Origin of the sequence: Luteolibacter flavescens (genome assembly GCF_025950085.1) — a bacterium.
Taxonomy (GTDB): Bacteria; Verrucomicrobiota; Verrucomicrobiia; order Verrucomicrobiales; family Akkermansiaceae; genus Haloferula; species Haloferula flavescens.
The window spans coordinates 144,469-159,800 of record NZ_JAPDDS010000012.1; the positions used below are offsets into that span (position 1 = coordinate 144,469).

A 15,332-nucleotide genomic window follows, 5' to 3' on the forward strand; every position below is an offset into this window, starting at 1 on the left:
ATTTTCGCACCCGGGATGACGGAGCAGCGCAAAAAACGTTCGCCATCCACGGTCGGCTCGTTCGGAATCCCGCCCGTGATCCATCCCACGGCGATCATCTCTCCGGAAGCCAAGCTCGGCGCGAACGTCCGCGTCGGGCCGTACTGCATCATCGAGGCCGGCGTCGAGCTCGGCGATGGCTGCGTGCTCCACTCCCACGTCATCCTCGGTGGCCCGTCCCGCATCGGGCGGGACAATGAGTTCTTCCCCTTCGCCGCCGTCGGCGGCCGCACGCAGGACCTGAAGTACGAGGGCGAGCCCACCTTCCTGGAAGTGGGGGACCGGAATGTCTTCCGCGAGAACTGCACCATCCACCGCGGCACCCACGCCCACACGCCCACGCGCATCGGCAGCGACAATCTCTTCCTCTGCTACTCGCACGTCGCGCACGACTGCCAGGTGGGGAACCACATCATCCTCTCGAACAACGGCACCCTCGGCGGCCACGTCGAGGTGGAGGACCACGCCATCGTCTCCGGCCTCGCCGCCATCCACCAGTTCTGCCGCATCGGCTGCCACTCCATCGTCGGCGGCTGTGCAAAGGTGGTGCAGGACGTGCCGCCCTACATGATCATCGACGGGAATCCTGCCGCCACCCGCGGGCTCAATCTCGTGGGCCTCCAGCGCCGTGGCTTCGACGAGGGCGACATCAAGGCGCTGAAGTCCGCCTATAAGAAGCTCTTCCTCAAGAAGGACGGCAATCTCGCGAACCAGCTCAGCTCCCTCAAGGCCGACCGCCCCGCGAACCACGACCCCGTGAAGCACCTCATCGCCTTCATCGAAGGCACGAAGCGCGGGATCTCGAGGTAGGGTGCTTCGCAGGGCCACCGCGGCAGATCAGAATACGCTACTATAGATTCCCTTCATTCCTTGCAGAGGGCTGCATCGAAATGAAGCGGAATGTCGAGGAGGCTCTTTCTTGAACTCCCCACGATCAAGCGACTGCGAGGTCCGGAAAACCTGATTCGCTGGTTGAAACTGAGATTCAAGGGTTACCCAAAGAGCTCAGGTGATTTCTCTTTTAGGCTGATGATTTTCATGTTTTCTTGTCGTGAGATCCGAGCGGTGAAATATGAATTATATCAGGAGGGATGTGATTAAATTGGGGTTGGCATCAGCCTTTGTCGGGGTCTCTTCCGCCCAGGATGGATTGCAAGACGTCAGTGAGGATCGGGCAGTCAGTGTGAAATTGGATGCAATCAAAGGGAAGAAACTGAAAATCAAAAGATTCGTAGATGAGGTGCCCGATGTTGCTCTTGAGATATTTTTCAAGGCGGTGAAGGATCAGCTAAATGTTGAGTTCTGGCCGCTGCTTGAAGAGCAAAAGAACCCGATTTCCTTTGCGAGAAGGGCGAGCAATCGACACAATCGAGTGAATTTTGAGGAGGGGGAGTGGGATGCGTATGATTTGTTCGATGTGATAATTGTGATTTCGAAGTGGAGCTGGTATTATTCAAAAGAAGGAAACGTGGTCATTCGCGCTTGGCACCAAGGCGACTTGGCGGATCCTGAAAAATGACCATATTCGCGAAGCTGAGCAAATTGGAACGCCTGCCGATGCGAGTGCGCGGAAGCGGGGGTTGCTCCTGTATGTTTAGATTTAATGATTGATATTAGATGAATGATCCTACAATTGTTGAATTCCGGCAGCCTTCTCGGACGGTGCATCCGCGAACTCTCTGGGACACCTTTTGGGAGGTTGATGCCATCGCGCGAGAGGTTCTTGGGGGTGTCTCCATGAAATATGAAATTCATATTTGTTATGGAGTTAATAATATTAGTTGCTTGCCGGGTTTTTCATATTCGACTAAACACGATATCTCTGCCTCTGAAGTGAATTTAATATCTGATAAATCTGAGAAATGCGTTGGGATCTGCGGGATTTATGGAGAGGAGGACGCGTTGGGGAGAGTTCCATGTCGGGTGAATTTGTTCGAGGTGCACGTCATGCGTTCAGTGGTGGAGTTTGAGTTTCCTCAGGTGACATTGGACGGCAACCTTTTGTCTGGTGGCGAGGGTGATGTCGCGCGGGAACTACAAGCCTACGGTTGGGTTAAGATGCTCATGGAACGACTCGACGCCGAGGAGTGCTGGGGTGCTATTGACGATGATACCGAGTATCAGGCTGGTTACGGTGAATACTACGGGGCGGAAATGCTTGCGTTTCATTTCCGGAAGCGAGGGCCCCAGACAGTGATTGCGGGATTGGAAGAGGGTGTCCGTCCAACCTCTGAGATGTATAGGGCGGCTCGTGATGCGGAGCCATTCCTCCACGGCTATAGGCGGAGTTCTCTACGCGTGATTGATCTGCCTTGGAGCGATTATTGGCGGCGGCTCCAGTCTGGTGAAGTGATGACCTCCCAACTTTTCTCTCCTGAAATTGATGAGCGGATTTGTTCAGAACAGACGGCTAGGCACTTGGATGCGAGCGAGTTGGAGTATTTCTGGCAGCGGCGAGGAGGCTTCCCGCTGGATGGGTCGTTCACATCCATTTCATGAGAGTGTGAATTGCCAAGGCCGCGAGAGCGTTCGGAGGCATGTCACGGATTCCCGGGCTGCTTGTTGGCTGGGTGGATCGGACGAACTCACCTGAGTGATCGCCAGCAATTCGAGATTATGATCTCACAATGTGAAAAATCTCGCCGATGCCATGTCGGGTGTAGTGGTAGGCGCCTAAGAAATTGAGTTTCTCCGGGAAATGTCGGTTGTAATTTTGATCAGCCGCCACCCACTTGGCCGGATCAAACCGCCATCTCCCCGGCTTGCGCGGGATCATGGGGATCCAGCGGTGAGCCGGAGACGAGATGGAGGTGCAGGTGCGGGGTGCTCTGGTAGCTGCCCCCGTTCGTGATGAGCTTGTAGTTTGTCCCGGCCAGGTCGCGGTCCCGAATGATGGCCACCGCGACTTCGAGCAATTCGGAGAGCAGCGTGGGGTCCGTCACATCGACCAGCCTCGCGATGTGCTGCTTCGGGATGATCACCACGTGCATCTGCCACGTCGGTCGCGTGTGCTCGAAGGCCAGCACGCGCTGCGTCTCCATCACTACCTGCACCGGCACCTGCCCGCTCAGCACGGAGTCGCAATAGAAGTCTGCGGACATCGGGAGGGAAGGTTTCCCATTGAGAGGGAAAGGCATTCGCCGGGGAATGCGCGGAAGGGAAAATGGCGGAGAGAGTGGGATTCGAACCCACGGTAGGTTTTAAGCCTACGTTCGATTTCGAGTCGAGTGCCTTAAACCGAGCTCAGCCATCTCTCCTTTTTGCGGCTGGGGCCGGGAAAGTAGCAATCGGCCCCGGCTTGTAAAGCTTCCCGTGCGATCAATTCACACGGGATCATTCGATATTCTGCGCGGCTTCCTTGCTTGAGGCTGCTGCGATCTCCGCATCCGACTGCTTTCCAGAGGATTGTGCGGAATCATCGGATGGCGCGGGGGCGGGCTTCGCCGGGGCCTCCGCTCCGCCGCGGCGGACGGCCTCGCGGGAAATGAAGTCCACCAGGGTGCCGGACATGAGGATGGCGGCGACGGCGAGGCCCATGCCGATGACCCACCAGCGTTCCCCGGTGCGTCCGCGGCCGTAGTTCGACTCGCAGTCGATGGTCGGCGCGGCCTTCGGCGGTGCGGCGCGGCGGGTGACCGATGGCGGCAGGACATCGAAGGCGGGATGAATGGTCTGCGGCTCGATCTGGAGATCCGGCACCCGCAGCTCGACCTGACGCCCGGAGCCGAAAGGGGACCGGGACGAGTGGGGGAGATGCACGTCCGGACGGCCGGCGAAGGAGTCGAAATCATCGGCGGTGAGCACTTCCACCGGAAGCTCGCCCGAGGTGCCCAGCAGGACCTTCCGCACGTCCACTGCTGTCACGAAGTCCTCGATCTCCGGGCGTGACGAGCCGGGATCGTCGTCCCGTTTCGGAACGGGAAAGGGTGCGAGGCTATCGGGTAAAATCATATGGGGGGTGAACCGATTGGGGGTAGGTCTAACACCTTGATCCAAAAGGGGTCAATGATCATTTTTTCTTAAATAATTTGCCGCAATTCTAAAAAATCAGATGACGGGAGTGGAAGGTCAATGCTCAATTGGGGTCATGCCTGCCTCCATCGTGATGACCGTTCTCGCCGCCGATCGCCCCGGCCTCGTCCGCGCCCTTTCCGAGACCATCGCCGCGCATGGCGGGAGCTGGCAGGAGAGCCGCATGGCGCGTCTCGCGGGACAATTCGCAGGCATCCTGCGGGTGGAGTGCGCGGAGGCGGAGTGCGATGCGCTACTGGCCGCCCTGTCCGCGCTGGAGTCCGAGGGGATCTCCGTGCAGGCGAAGCGCGAGGCCGCCGCCCCGGCCGAGAAGCGCGAGACGCTGACGCTGGATGTGGTGGGGAATGACCGACCCGGCATCATCCGCTCGCTTTCCGCCGCCATCGCCGGTGCAGGCGGAAACGTGGAGGATCTCTCGACCTCGCTGGAGAGCGCGCCGATGGCCGGCCATCCGATTTTCCATGCGAAGGGCGTGGTCTCCCTGGCCGCTGGCAGCGCTCCCGGCGCACTGGTCGCGGCGATCGAGAATCTGGGGCCGGATCTCTCCGTCTCGGTCGATCTTTGACGCACGCGCTGGTGCAGACACCCGCGGCCCTTGCCGCCGCGGTCCGGCGGGGCTAAACGGGCGGGGATATGGAACACCACGTGTATTTCTGGCTGAAGGACGAGCACAAGAACGAGGCGGACCGCAAGGCCTTCGAGGCGGGGCTATCGAGCCTCTTCACGCTGAAGGGCCTGGTCGGCGGCTTCTGGGCCATCCCGGCGAAGGTGATGGAGCGCCCGGTGGTGGACCAGTCCTGGGACTACGCGCTCACGATGACCTTCGAGTCCGTGGCCGCGCAGGACGCCTATCAGGAAGACCCGGATCACCACGTCTTCATCGACAGCTTCAAGCCTTGGTGGGCACGCGTGGAAGTGCGCGATCTCGAAAAGATCAGCCAATGAAAGCGCTGCAACTCGTGGCCCCGTCCACGCTCGCCGTGGTGGATCTGCCCGCGCCCATGCCCGGGCCGGGTGAGGTCCGCCTGCGCGTGAAAGCCTGCGGCATCTGCGGCAGCGACCTGCACGGCATGGACGGCAGCAGCGGACGGCGCATCCCGCCGCTGGTGATGGGCCACGAGGCCAGTGGTACGGTGGATGTAGTAGGTGAGGGCGTGACGGGCTGGCGGCCCGGGGATCGCGTCACCTTCGACTCCACCGTTTGGTGCGGCGAGTGCGGCTACTGCCGCGAGGGCCGCGTGAATCTCTGCGATGCCCGCCAGGTGGTGGGCGTCGCGTGTGCGGAGTTCCGCCGTGACGGGGCCTTTGCGGAATTCGTCACGGTGCCGCAGCGCATCGTCCACCGCCTGCCGGACGCGCTTTCCTACGAGGAGGCTGCCTTCGCCGAACCGGTGGGGGTGGCCCTCCACGCCGTGAAGCGGGCGGGGGATGTTGCGGGAAGTACGGCGCTCGTCGTAGGTGCGGGCCTCATCGGTCTGCTCGTCATCCAGGCGCTGAGGCGTGCGGGTGCTGCCAGGATCATCGCCGTGGACCTGGATGAGGGCCGTCTGACGCTGGCGAGGGAACTCGGTGCAGACGAGGCCATCCTCAGTGGCAGCGCGCCCGTGCCCGAGGTGGACCTTGCAATGGAAGTCGTGGGCGCCGCGCCGACCGTGGATCTCGCGATCCGCTCCGTGAGAAAGGGCGGCCGCGTCGTTCTCGTGGGGAATCTTTCCCCGGTCGTCCCGCTGCCCCTGCAGATCGTCGTCACGCGCGAGCTCGATGTCGTGGGCACCTGCGCCATCGCGGGCGAATATCCCGAAGCGTTGGATGCCATCGCTTCCGGAGACATCCGCGTGAAGCCGCTGATTTCCGCGAGCGTGTCGCTGGAAGATGGCGTCACTGCCTTCGAGAAAGCCAAGTCCCCCGGCGCGCTGAAGGTGCTCGTCATTGACGGGGGGGCGGCAGCGGGCGAGCTGTGACCATGGATTCCATTGGCCAGCCGGAATGCGAGAGCTGTGGAGGAAAGCCTGCCCGGTTCTTTTTCACCACCATCGTCTCGGGGGTGAAGACGTCGCAGCATTTCTGCAAGGACTGCCATGAAGCCGCGCTTTCCGGTCCGGCGAAGGGGCTCATGGCGGATCTGAAGGCGGGGCGCTGTCATCACTGCGGGGCGCAGGCAGTGATGACGGACAACTTGTCGTGTATCTCCGGAGAAGCAGGTGGGGCCCAACGGTATCTCTGTTTTTCCTGCTCCAACGAGGCGAACGAGGTGGCGATGGAAAAGTTCCGAGCCTTTGAAGATGGAGACGAGTCGCTTCCTATTTCCGATCATCAGCAAAAGCTCCGCGAGATCGTGGGGCAAATCGACGCCCACATGCGCCGCTGGGTGATCCAACGTTACAACTGAATGAACCCCTTCGACCTCACAGGAAAGACCGCTCTCGTCACCGGAGCCAGCCGCGGGCTTGGCAAAGGCTTCGCCCTTGCCCTCGCGCGTTCTGGCGCCGACGTCGTCGTGACGAGCCGCACCCTGTCCTCGTTGGATGACACCGTCGCGGAGATCGAGGCGCTGGGTCGGAAGGCTTGGCCGATCGTGCTCGATGTGCGCGAGCAGGACAGCATCGAGGCAGCCGCGGAAGCCGCATGGTCCGCTGCGGGCCATCTCGACATCCTCGTGAACAACGCCGGCTGCAATGTCCGCAAGCCCGCGCTCGAGGTGACGTGGGATGATTGGAACCTGATCCTCGACACGAATCTCCGCGGGGTCTTTTTCACCGCGCAAGCGATCGCCCGCCGGATGGTAGGACGTGGCTACGGCCGCATCATCAATATCGGCTCGGTCACCTGCGTAAATGGTTACTCGGGCCTCGCGCCTTATTGCGCGAGCCGCGGTGGCGTGAAGCAGCTCACGATGAGCCTGGCGGACGATTGGGGGCAGCATGGCATCACCGTGAATTGCCTCGCTCCCGGGTGGTTCAAGACGGCTCAAAATGCGGTGATGTATGAGGATACCGGGTGGGTGGATTATCTCACGGACCGCATTCCGCTGAAGCGGCCCGGTGCGCCCGGCGATCTCGATGGCACGCTCGTTTTCCTCGCTTCGGACGCCAGCGCCTACATGACCGGCCAGACGCTGCTGGTGGATGGCGGGATTTCCGTCGGCGCGGTGAAGGCCGTGCCGAAGAAGGCGTGAGCAGTGTCAACTCGGACGCGCTCTTCAACGCCACTTGCGCAACGCCGCTCCCCGTCGTTTGCTCCCGCGGTCGCATGCGAAAGATCGTCCACATCGACATGGATTGCTTCTACGCGGCGATCGAGGAGCGGGAGAATCCCGCGCTGCGTGGCAAGCCTGTCGGCGTGGGCGGTAGCACGCACCGCGGTGTGCTGACCACGGCGAACTACGAGGCGCGAAAGTTCGGCTGCCGTTCCGCCATGCCGGTATTCAAAGCGCTGCAACTTTGCCCGCAGCTCATCATCGTGCCGGTGCGCTTCGATCTCTACCGCAGCGTCAGCGCGCACGTGCGTGCGATCTTCGGGCGCTTCACGGAGAAGATCGAGCCGCTGTCGCTCGATGAAGCCTACCTCGACCTCTCGCATCTGAATTCCTCCGCGGAGTCGGTGGCCCGGGAGATCCGCACGCAGATCCGCGAGGAGCTGGGTCTAACAGCTTCGGCAGGCATCGGGCCGAACAAGCTCATCGCGAAGATCGCCAGCGATTGGAACAAGCCGGACGGCCAGCACGAGATTCGTCCGCAGGAGGTGAATGCCTTCATGCACTCGCTACCCGTCGGCAAGCTGTGGGGAGTCGGCGGAAAGATGCGGGAAAAGCTGGAGCGCCTCGGCGTGAAGACGTGTGGCGACCTCCAGCGCTTCGACAAGATCGAGATGTCGCGGCGCTTCGGAAAATGGGGGCTGGAGCTATGGGAACTCAGCCGCGGCATCGATCACCGCGAGGTGGAGACCGAGCGCATCCGCAAGTCGATCAGCACCGAGAATACCTTTCGCGAAAATCTGACCTCACTCGAGGACCTGCGTCCACCAATGCATGTGATGCTCGATGAATTGACAGGAGATCTCGTTCGTCACGAGGACCGCGAGATCCGCTCGCTGGTGGTGAAGATGAAGTTCGCCGACTTCACGCGCACGACTGCGGAGAAGGCGCACGGCATTCTGGATACGGAAATCTTTGGCACGCTGCTGGAGGAGGCGTGGCAGCGGGGCGGGGGGAAGCCGGTGCGGTTGTTAGGCGTGGGAGTGCGCTTCCGCGATCCCGAGGAGAAGGAGCAGATGGAGTTGCTGTGATGCTGGGTGCGCAGATGACGTCACCGGGCGAGATACTTTCGGGACTGCACGACGTACTTCTCCGCCCAGCCCTTCACCTTCGACTGCTCGTCGAGCGATAGCGTGCGCACCACCTTTGCAGGGGAGCCCAGCACCAGCGAGCCCGGCGGGATGACCGTGCCGCCGATGACGAGTGCACCTGCGCCGATGATCGAGCGCTCGCCGATCACCGCGCCATCCAGCACGATCGCTCCCATCCCAATCAGCACTTCATCCTTCACCGTGCAGGCATGCAGGATGGCGGAGTGGCCCACCGTGACGAGTTCGCCGACGTAGCAGCCGTAGTCGTCGGCCAGGTGGATCACCGCATTGTCCTGCACGTTCGAGCGCGGGCCGATCACGATTTCATTGATGTCCCCGCGCAGGGTCGAGTTGTACCAGACGCTGCTTTCCTCGCCCAAAGTGACGCGGCCGATCACATCGGCGCTGCCCGCGACGAAGGCGGATGGATGAATCTGCGGGGAAAAGGATTCGTAGTGCTCGATGGCCATGACTCGCAGAGGGTGAGCTACCCCCGCCGCCCTGTCAGCCGCGAATGTGGCCGGGCGGGCACGTGTCGGCATCGACACAAAAGTGTGCAAGACGCCACGCGAGGAACGGATAGACGGCACGAGTCGCCTAGACAGCATGAAACCTCCACGTGTCCTCTATCCCGCCCTCCTTGCGCTGGCGGCCTCCCTGGATCCTCTCCACGCCCAGCTTGTCCTTACCGAGATCAACTCGGACGCCGCCGGCGGTGACTTCTGGGAACTCACCAATGTCGGAACCACCAGCCAGGACATCGGCGGCTGGAAGTGGATCGACAGCGGGCAGTCCCTTCCTGCACCTGCCGTCCAAGTGCTTCCCGCGGGCACGACGATCGCTGCGGGCGAGTCGGTCATCTTCATCTCGAATGCTGCGACGTCGGCAACTTGGGAAGCGGCATGGGGTCCTCACCCGGGCGTCCAGAAATTCGTCGGCGGCCCCGGCCTCGGCCAGAATGACTCGGTGCGTCTCTACGACAGCAGCGACGCGCTCATCTTCACGTTCTCGTATGCGGCGAGCCAATTCACGCGCGCCGATGGCAGCGGGTCGCAGGGTGGCCATGCCGGTGCCTCGGCTGGTGGTGTCGCTTCGCAGTCGGCGATCCTCGATCCCGGGTTCGGCACCGGTTCCGGACGTCGCTACACCGCGGCCACCGTTGGTGCGCATGGTGCCTATGCGAATGCCTCGGGCGGCCTGAATGTCGGCTCGCCGGGTGTCACGGGCATCACTACCGGTGGCGGTCCATCCGTCACGCTCTCGCTTTCCGCCGTTCCTGCGACTTTCTCTGAGAGCGCCGCGAATCCCGCCTCCACGGGTACCGTCAGCCGCGCCACGGCGACGGCGAGCGACCTGGTGGTGAATCTTTCCTCCAGCGACACCACCGAGGCGACCGTGCCATCCACGGTGACGATCCTCGCGAACCAGACCTCCGCCACCTTCCCGATCACGGCGGTCAATGACAGCTTCCCCGATGGCGACAAGGCGGTGACCATCACCGCCACCGCGACCAATGCGACCTCGCCGACCGTCGGCCTGACGGTGCAGGACGATGGCGACGTGCTGGATCGCAGCTTCATGCTCACGGAGGTCCACTCCAGTCCGTCCGCCACCAGCCCGGCGAATGCCGAGGACTTCTGGGAGCTGACGAATATCGGCACCGTCACGAAGGACATCAGCGGCTACAGTTGGCACGACAGCGGCCGTTCCGGTGCTTCCGCCGCTGCCTACAAGCTGCCGAACGGCGCGACCATCGCCGCGGGTGAATCGGTGATCTTCACGGTCATGCCGGTCGCCGACTTCCGCGCCTGGTGGGGTATCCCGGATGGCGTGCAGGTCTTCCAGACCACCGGCGCACCGGGCCTTGGCAAGGGCGACGGCATCTCCTTCTTCGATGCCCAGCAGAACGAGCTCTTCTACTTCAGCTACGGCGTGGGCGGCTTCACGAAGGAAGACGGTACTCCATCGGTCAGCGAGAATCCGGCCAATCCGACCGACGTCGCCGACCCCGGCCACGCGGGCGTCGCGGCGGGCGGCACGGAATCGCAGACCGTGATCTGGGTGCCCACGTCCGGCACTGCCACCCCGCGCTACACCGCGGCCACGGGTACGAATTACGGCAGCTTCACCGCTGCGGTCGGCACGGATACCGGATCGCCGGGCATCACCGAAGGCATCGCCGGAGCTGGCACCGTCAGCATCGCGAGCGCCTCGATCACCGAGGGCAATAGCGGCACCTCCACGCTCGCGCTGGATGTCACGCGCTCGGATACGGCCAGCGCCTTCACCGTCGCCTATGCGGTCACGGGTGGCACTGCCGACTCCAGCGACTTCACGCTCGCCTCCGGCACGCTGACCTTCACGGCAGGTGGTGCCGCCACGCAGCCCATCAATATCACCGTCCATGGTGACACGGTTGGTGAGCCGGATGAAACCGTCATCGTCACGCTCTCCAATGTGGTGAATGCCACCGGCACCACGCTCATCGGCACGGGCACCGGGATCGGAACCATCCTGAATGACGACATCATCCCGCCGACCATCGCGCTGCAGCCGGAAGGCACCTCCATCACCAGCGGCGGAGTCACCACGCTGCTCGTCAATGCCACGGGCAGCCCCGCGCCGACCATCCAGTGGTATCGCGGTGCGAGCGGCGATGTTTCGAATCCTGTCAGCGGAGCCACCTCGCGTGTCTTCGTCACGCCGGCGCTCACCACGGACACGAGCTTCTGGGCTCGCGTCTCGAATGGCAGCACCCATGTCGATAGCTCGTCGGCCCTGGTGTCGATCGCTCCGGCCGTGACTTCGGTGGATCTTTCCACCTACCTCCGCGTCGGTCGCCACAATCTCCCGCACCCATCGCGTGACACCGCCCCGGCGGGCAACCTCCTCGCTGAGGAAGCTTCCGGCGTGGCTTACAATTGGGACACCGACACGCTCTTCGTCATCGGCGACGGCGGCCAGTCGGTCACCCAAGTCACGAAGACCGGCAAGCTGGTGGACACCATGACCCTCGGGGCCGGCGCCAGCTCGCAGGGCACCGAATTCTACGATCCGGAAGGCATCACCTACATCGGCAATGGAGAGTTCGTCTTCACCGAGGAGCGCGATCGCCAGGCGGTGAAGTTCACCTACGTCCCGGGCACCACGCTCGCCCGCTCCGCCACGCGGACGATGAAGCTGGGCACCACCATTGGGAACATCGGCTTGGAAGGTCTCTCCTACGATCCGCAGACGAACGGCTTCCTCTTCGTGAAGGAGTCCGGCCCGATGGCGATCTTCCAGGCGACGATCAACTTCGATACGCTCACCGCATCGAACGGATCGCCGACCACGGTGAACTCGGTGAACCTGTTTGACCCCGCACTCGCAGGCACGCTGGACATGTCCGACGTCTTCGCCTTCTCGAACCTGCCGTCGATGGCGGGTCAGCCTCAGGCGGGGAACATGCTCATCATCAGCCAGGAGTCCGCGAAGATCGTGAACGTGGACCGCGCCGGTTCAGTCGCGAACTCGCTGACGCTGGTGGCCGATGCCGGGAACATCTCCATCCAGGACCAGACGCATGAAGGCGTCACCATGGACCGCACCGGCCGCCTCTACGTGGTCAGCGAGAATGGCGGCGGCACCAGTGCCTTCCCGCAAGTGTGGGTCTTCGCTCCGAGCGAGGCGATCAATCAGGCACCGACCTCGATCGCGCTGAACAACTCGGTGACCTCGCTCGCCGAGAACACCGTGACCGCGAGCGCCATCAAGGTTGCCGACATTCTCGTGACGGATGACGGTCTGGGCACCAATGGCCTGACCGTGACCGGCGCGGATGCCGCTTTCTTCCAGATCACGGGCAATGCCCTGTTCCTGAAGGCGGGCACCACCCTGAACCATCTCACGAAGCCGACCTTCAGTGTCTCGGTCGAGGTGGACGACACCAGCGTCGGCAACACGCCGGACGCTTCGGTGAACTACACGCTCACCATCACGCCTCCGCCTACCGGCACGCCGACGCTCGTCATCACCGAGGTCGCATCTTGGTCGAGCGGGAACAGCACCGTGGCCGCGGACTGGTTCGAGGTCACGAACATCGGCACCGCCACCGCGGACATCACGAACTGGCGCATGGATGACAGCGCGCCAAATCTCAGCACCTCGGTCCCGCTGGTCGGCATCACCTCCATCGCCCCAGGCGAGTCGGTGATCTTCCTCGAAGTGGCGAACAAGACCACCGACTTCATCAACGTGTGGTTCGGCGGCAATGCCCCGGCGGGTCTCCAGTTCGGCACCTATGTGGGTTCGGGCGTCGGCCTCAGCACGGGTGGCGATGCGATCAACCTGTTCGACAGCGCCGGAAACATCCAGGCGAACGTCGTCTTCGGTGCGAATGCCCCGGCCGTCCCGGGACCGTTCCGCACCTTCGACAATGCGGCGGGTGCGAACAACGCCACCATTTCGACGCTGAGCAGCGTCGGCGTGAACGGTGCCTACAGCGTGACGGACATGGTGAATGCCACCACGAGCGGCACGCTCATCGGCTCGCCCGGCACCATCGGCAGCGGCATGCCCACCATCAGCATCACCGCCACCGATGCCACGGCCTCGGAGGACGGTCCTGACTCCGGCACCTTCCGCGTCTCCCGCACCGGTGCGACCAGTGCTCCGCTGACGGCGAACTTCACGGTCACCGGCACGGCAAGCGCCGCCGACTTCACCCCGGCGATCGGCACGTCTGCCGTCATCCCCGCGGGCCAGTCCTTCGTCGATATCACCATCACCCCGGTCGCGGATTCGCTGGTGGAGGGTAGTGAATCCCTCACGCTGACGCTCTTCGACACGGGCAGCTACGATGTGGGCACTCCGGATTCCGCGACGGTCGCCATTGCCGACAGCAGCTTTGCCTCATGGCTTGCTGCCAACGGCTACACGTCGCTCGGCATGGACCTCGATTCCGACAATGACGGCTACACCGATGGCATGGAGTTCTTCTTCAACCAGAGCCCGAACAGCGGTGCTGACCTGGCGAATCTGCCAAAGGTCTTCGCAAATGGCGGCGGCCTGCAACTCGGCTACACCCGCCTGACGAATGCCTTTGGCTTGAATGGCGAGCTTCAGGTGTCCGGCGACCTGCAGGGCTGGACCCCGGCGATCCTCGGCCTCGACTACACCGTGGCCAGCTCCGTGGTGAATGGCGACGAGACCACCGTGACCTACGATCTGCCCGGCACTGGCCCGTCCCAGCCGAGCCCGTCCGCGGGCTATCTGGTGGCAAATGCCTCGGACCCGATCGGTGCCACCCTCGGTGGCGTGCGCGTGGTCAATGAGGGCCTCGTCGGCGTCGGTCGCATGAGCGGTGAAAACGTGGACAAGTTCGGCGAGACGCAGGGCGCTTCGTCCGGCCTCTTCATCACGGACTGGGCCTACGATGGCAGCCAGTTCAGCGGTATCTTCCACGTCCTGCCGGACCGCGGCTACGGCGACGGCACGTCGAACTACGCGGCACGTCTCCACGAGGTGGACTTCACCTTCAGCCCGTACTACGGCACCACCCCGGTCGCCCAGACGCAGGTGATGGCTGATTATGTGGACTCCACGAAGTTCACTTATCAGGATGGTGCGAAGGTGAAATTCACCACCGGCCTCAATCCCGATACGGTGGCCGGAGTCGTCGGTGCCCGCACCGGCACGCTCTTTGGCCAGACCGTGGGTCTCGCCACGGCGGCGAATGGCGAGGGCGGCGCGCAGGAAAGCCTGCTCTCCTTCGATGCGGAGGCCATCCACCTCTTCCCGGACGGCTCCGGCTATGTCTCGGACGAGTATGGCACCTACATCGCCCGCTTTGACGCGACGAAGAAGATCACCGGCCTGACCCAGCTCCCCGGTGCCGCCCAGCCGCACAATGCGACCGGCGGTCTGAAATTCGACTCGATTGGAGCTCCGGCCAACGGTCGCCGCAACAACCAGGGCCTGGAAGGCATGTCCGTGACTCCCGATGGCACCCGCCTCTTCGCCATGCTGCAAAGCGCCACCGTGCAGGACACCGCAGGGTCCGCCCAGCAGACCCGGAATCACGCCCGCCTGTATGTCTATGACATCGCCGGTGGGAACCGCGAGAATCCGGTGGCTATCGGCGAATACATCGTCCGCCTGCCGCAGATCGACCTCGATCCCAGCACGTCACCGTCTTCGCTGACCGGCACCGCCGCCCAGTCGGAGATCGTCGCGCTCGGGCCGAATTCCTTCCTGATGCTGCCGCGCGATGGCAATGGACTGGGCAAGGGGACACTGGTGCCGATCACCTTCAAGTCGGTGCAGCTCGTGGACTTTGCTTCGGCGACCAATATTCTCGGCCAGTATGACAATGCCGGCCAGGCGGTCAGCCCTGGCGGTGTCCTGGCGGAGGGCGTGAAGGCAGCCGCCACGGCGGAGGTGATCAACATGCTCCAGCAGGACGACCTCGCGAAATTCGGCATGAACACCACCATCCCGGCCAACTCGAACACCCTCAACGAGAAGATCGAAGGCATGGCGCTCGTCCCGGACCTCTCCACCGAGCAGGCCAATGACTTCTTCCTCTTCGTCGCCAACGACAACGACTTCCAGTCGTCCGACGTGAGGATGCTGAATGCGGCGGGCCAGGTGGTCAGCCGTGGCGATGGCCGCCTCAATGCGGGCATCACGAATGATGCGATGTTCTACGTCTGGCGCCTGACCATCGACGCCGGCGGCAAGTTCTTCCGCATGGATGTGAAGGAGAATCCATGACCCTTTCAGGCTGATTGGATGGTTAAAGTAGGGGCGGCCCCGGTGGAGACTCTCCGCCGGGGCCGCTTCATTTTCCGGTTGTTTTTCCGGCTGGCAAGGCGGGGGAAAGATGGCTGCCCGGCCCGGGAATCGCGGACGAATCGCTGGACAGCCGCGGGTAT

Annotated in this window: 13 protein-coding genes and 1 tRNA gene; 10 read left to right on the forward strand and 4 right to left on the reverse strand. The window is 62.9% G+C overall.

Annotated features, from left to right (window positions below):
• The first annotated feature begins 15 nt into the window (after positions 1-15).
• From lpxA to OKA04_RS19100, 3 genes are all read left to right on the forward strand, one after another.
• Entirely contained in the window at positions 16-849 is an 834-nt protein-coding gene (gene lpxA / locus OKA04_RS19090) for an acyl-ACP--UDP-N-acetylglucosamine O-acyltransferase (RefSeq protein ID WP_425503699.1), read from the forward strand.
• Positions 850-1,111: 262 nt separating this feature from the next.
• The gene (locus tag OKA04_RS19095; protein ID WP_264502806.1) at positions 1,112-1,558 is read left to right on the forward strand and encodes a hypothetical protein; all 447 of its coding nucleotides are present in this window, start codon (positions 1,112-1,114) and stop codon (positions 1,556-1,558) included.
• 98 nt (positions 1,559-1,656) lie between these two features.
• The gene (locus OKA04_RS19100) at positions 1,657-2,538 is read left to right on the forward strand and encodes a hypothetical protein (RefSeq protein WP_264502807.1); all 882 of its coding nucleotides are present in this window, start codon (positions 1,657-1,659) and stop codon (positions 2,536-2,538) included.
• A 242-nt stretch (positions 2,539-2,780) separates the two neighbouring features.
• Here OKA04_RS19100 and OKA04_RS19105 read toward each other — a convergent pair whose 3' ends face one another.
• The 3 genes from OKA04_RS19105 to OKA04_RS19115 form a co-directional block, all read right to left on the reverse strand.
• A complete protein-coding gene (locus OKA04_RS19105; protein ID WP_264502808.1) occupies positions 2,781-3,140 on the reverse strand; it encodes an HIT domain-containing protein in 360 nt (119 codons plus the stop codon).
• Between the two features lie 63 nt (positions 3,141-3,203).
• Positions 3,204-3,296: transfer RNA gene (locus OKA04_RS19110), tRNA-Ser, on the reverse strand.
• A gap of 76 nt (positions 3,297-3,372) precedes the next feature.
• On the reverse strand, positions 3,373-3,990 hold the full coding sequence (locus OKA04_RS19115) for a hypothetical protein (RefSeq protein ID WP_264502809.1): 618 nt from the start codon (positions 3,988-3,990) through the stop codon (positions 3,373-3,375).
• Positions 3,991-4,126: 136 nt separating this feature from the next.
• On the opposite strand from OKA04_RS19115, the gene OKA04_RS19120 reads away from it, so the two are divergent.
• The 6 genes from OKA04_RS19120 to dinB all read left to right on the forward strand — a co-directional run bounded on the left by OKA04_RS19120 (position 4,127) and on the right by dinB (position 8,355).
• Positions 4,127-4,636 carry a glycine cleavage system transcriptional repressor gene (locus OKA04_RS19120; RefSeq protein ID WP_264502810.1) on the forward strand — a complete coding sequence of 170 codons (510 nt, stop codon included), beginning with the start codon at positions 4,127-4,129 and terminating at the stop codon, positions 4,634-4,636.
• 68 nt (positions 4,637-4,704) lie between these two features.
• Positions 4,705-5,016 carry a Dabb family protein gene (locus tag OKA04_RS19125; protein WP_264502811.1) on the forward strand — a complete coding sequence of 104 codons (312 nt, stop codon included), beginning with the start codon at positions 4,705-4,707 and terminating at the stop codon, positions 5,014-5,016.
• Positions 5,013-6,032: a zinc-dependent alcohol dehydrogenase gene (locus OKA04_RS19130; protein ID WP_264502812.1), complete on the forward strand. Its 1,020-nt coding sequence runs from the start codon at positions 5,013-5,015 to the stop codon at positions 6,030-6,032. Before OKA04_RS19125 ends, OKA04_RS19130 begins: the two co-directional genes overlap by 4 nt.
• An 83-nt stretch (positions 6,033-6,115) precedes the next feature.
• Positions 6,116-6,460 carry a hypothetical protein gene (locus OKA04_RS19135; protein WP_264502813.1) on the forward strand — a complete coding sequence of 115 codons (345 nt, stop codon included), beginning with the start codon at positions 6,116-6,118 and terminating at the stop codon, positions 6,458-6,460.
• On the forward strand, positions 6,461-7,246 hold the full coding sequence (locus OKA04_RS19140) for an SDR family NAD(P)-dependent oxidoreductase (protein ID WP_264502814.1): 786 nt from the start codon (positions 6,461-6,463) through the stop codon (positions 7,244-7,246).
• Positions 7,247-7,320: 74 nt separating this feature from the next.
• Positions 7,321-8,355 carry a DNA polymerase IV gene (gene dinB / locus OKA04_RS19145; protein ID WP_264502815.1) on the forward strand — a complete coding sequence of 345 codons (1,035 nt, stop codon included), beginning with the start codon at positions 7,321-7,323 and terminating at the stop codon, positions 8,353-8,355.
• Between the two features lie 20 nt (positions 8,356-8,375).
• On the opposite strand, the gene OKA04_RS19150 is transcribed toward dinB, so the two are convergent.
• Positions 8,376-8,885, reverse strand: a complete 510-nt coding sequence (locus tag OKA04_RS19150; protein ID WP_264502816.1) for a gamma carbonic anhydrase family protein — start codon at positions 8,883-8,885, stop codon at positions 8,376-8,378.
• A gap of 136 nt (positions 8,886-9,021) precedes the next feature.
• Between OKA04_RS19150 and OKA04_RS19155 the strand changes: the two genes are divergently transcribed.
• Positions 9,022-15,171, forward strand: coding sequence for an SdiA-regulated domain-containing protein (locus OKA04_RS19155; protein ID WP_264502817.1), 6,150 nt, complete (start codon positions 9,022-9,024; stop codon positions 15,169-15,171).
• Positions 15,172-15,332: the final 161 nt, after the last annotated feature.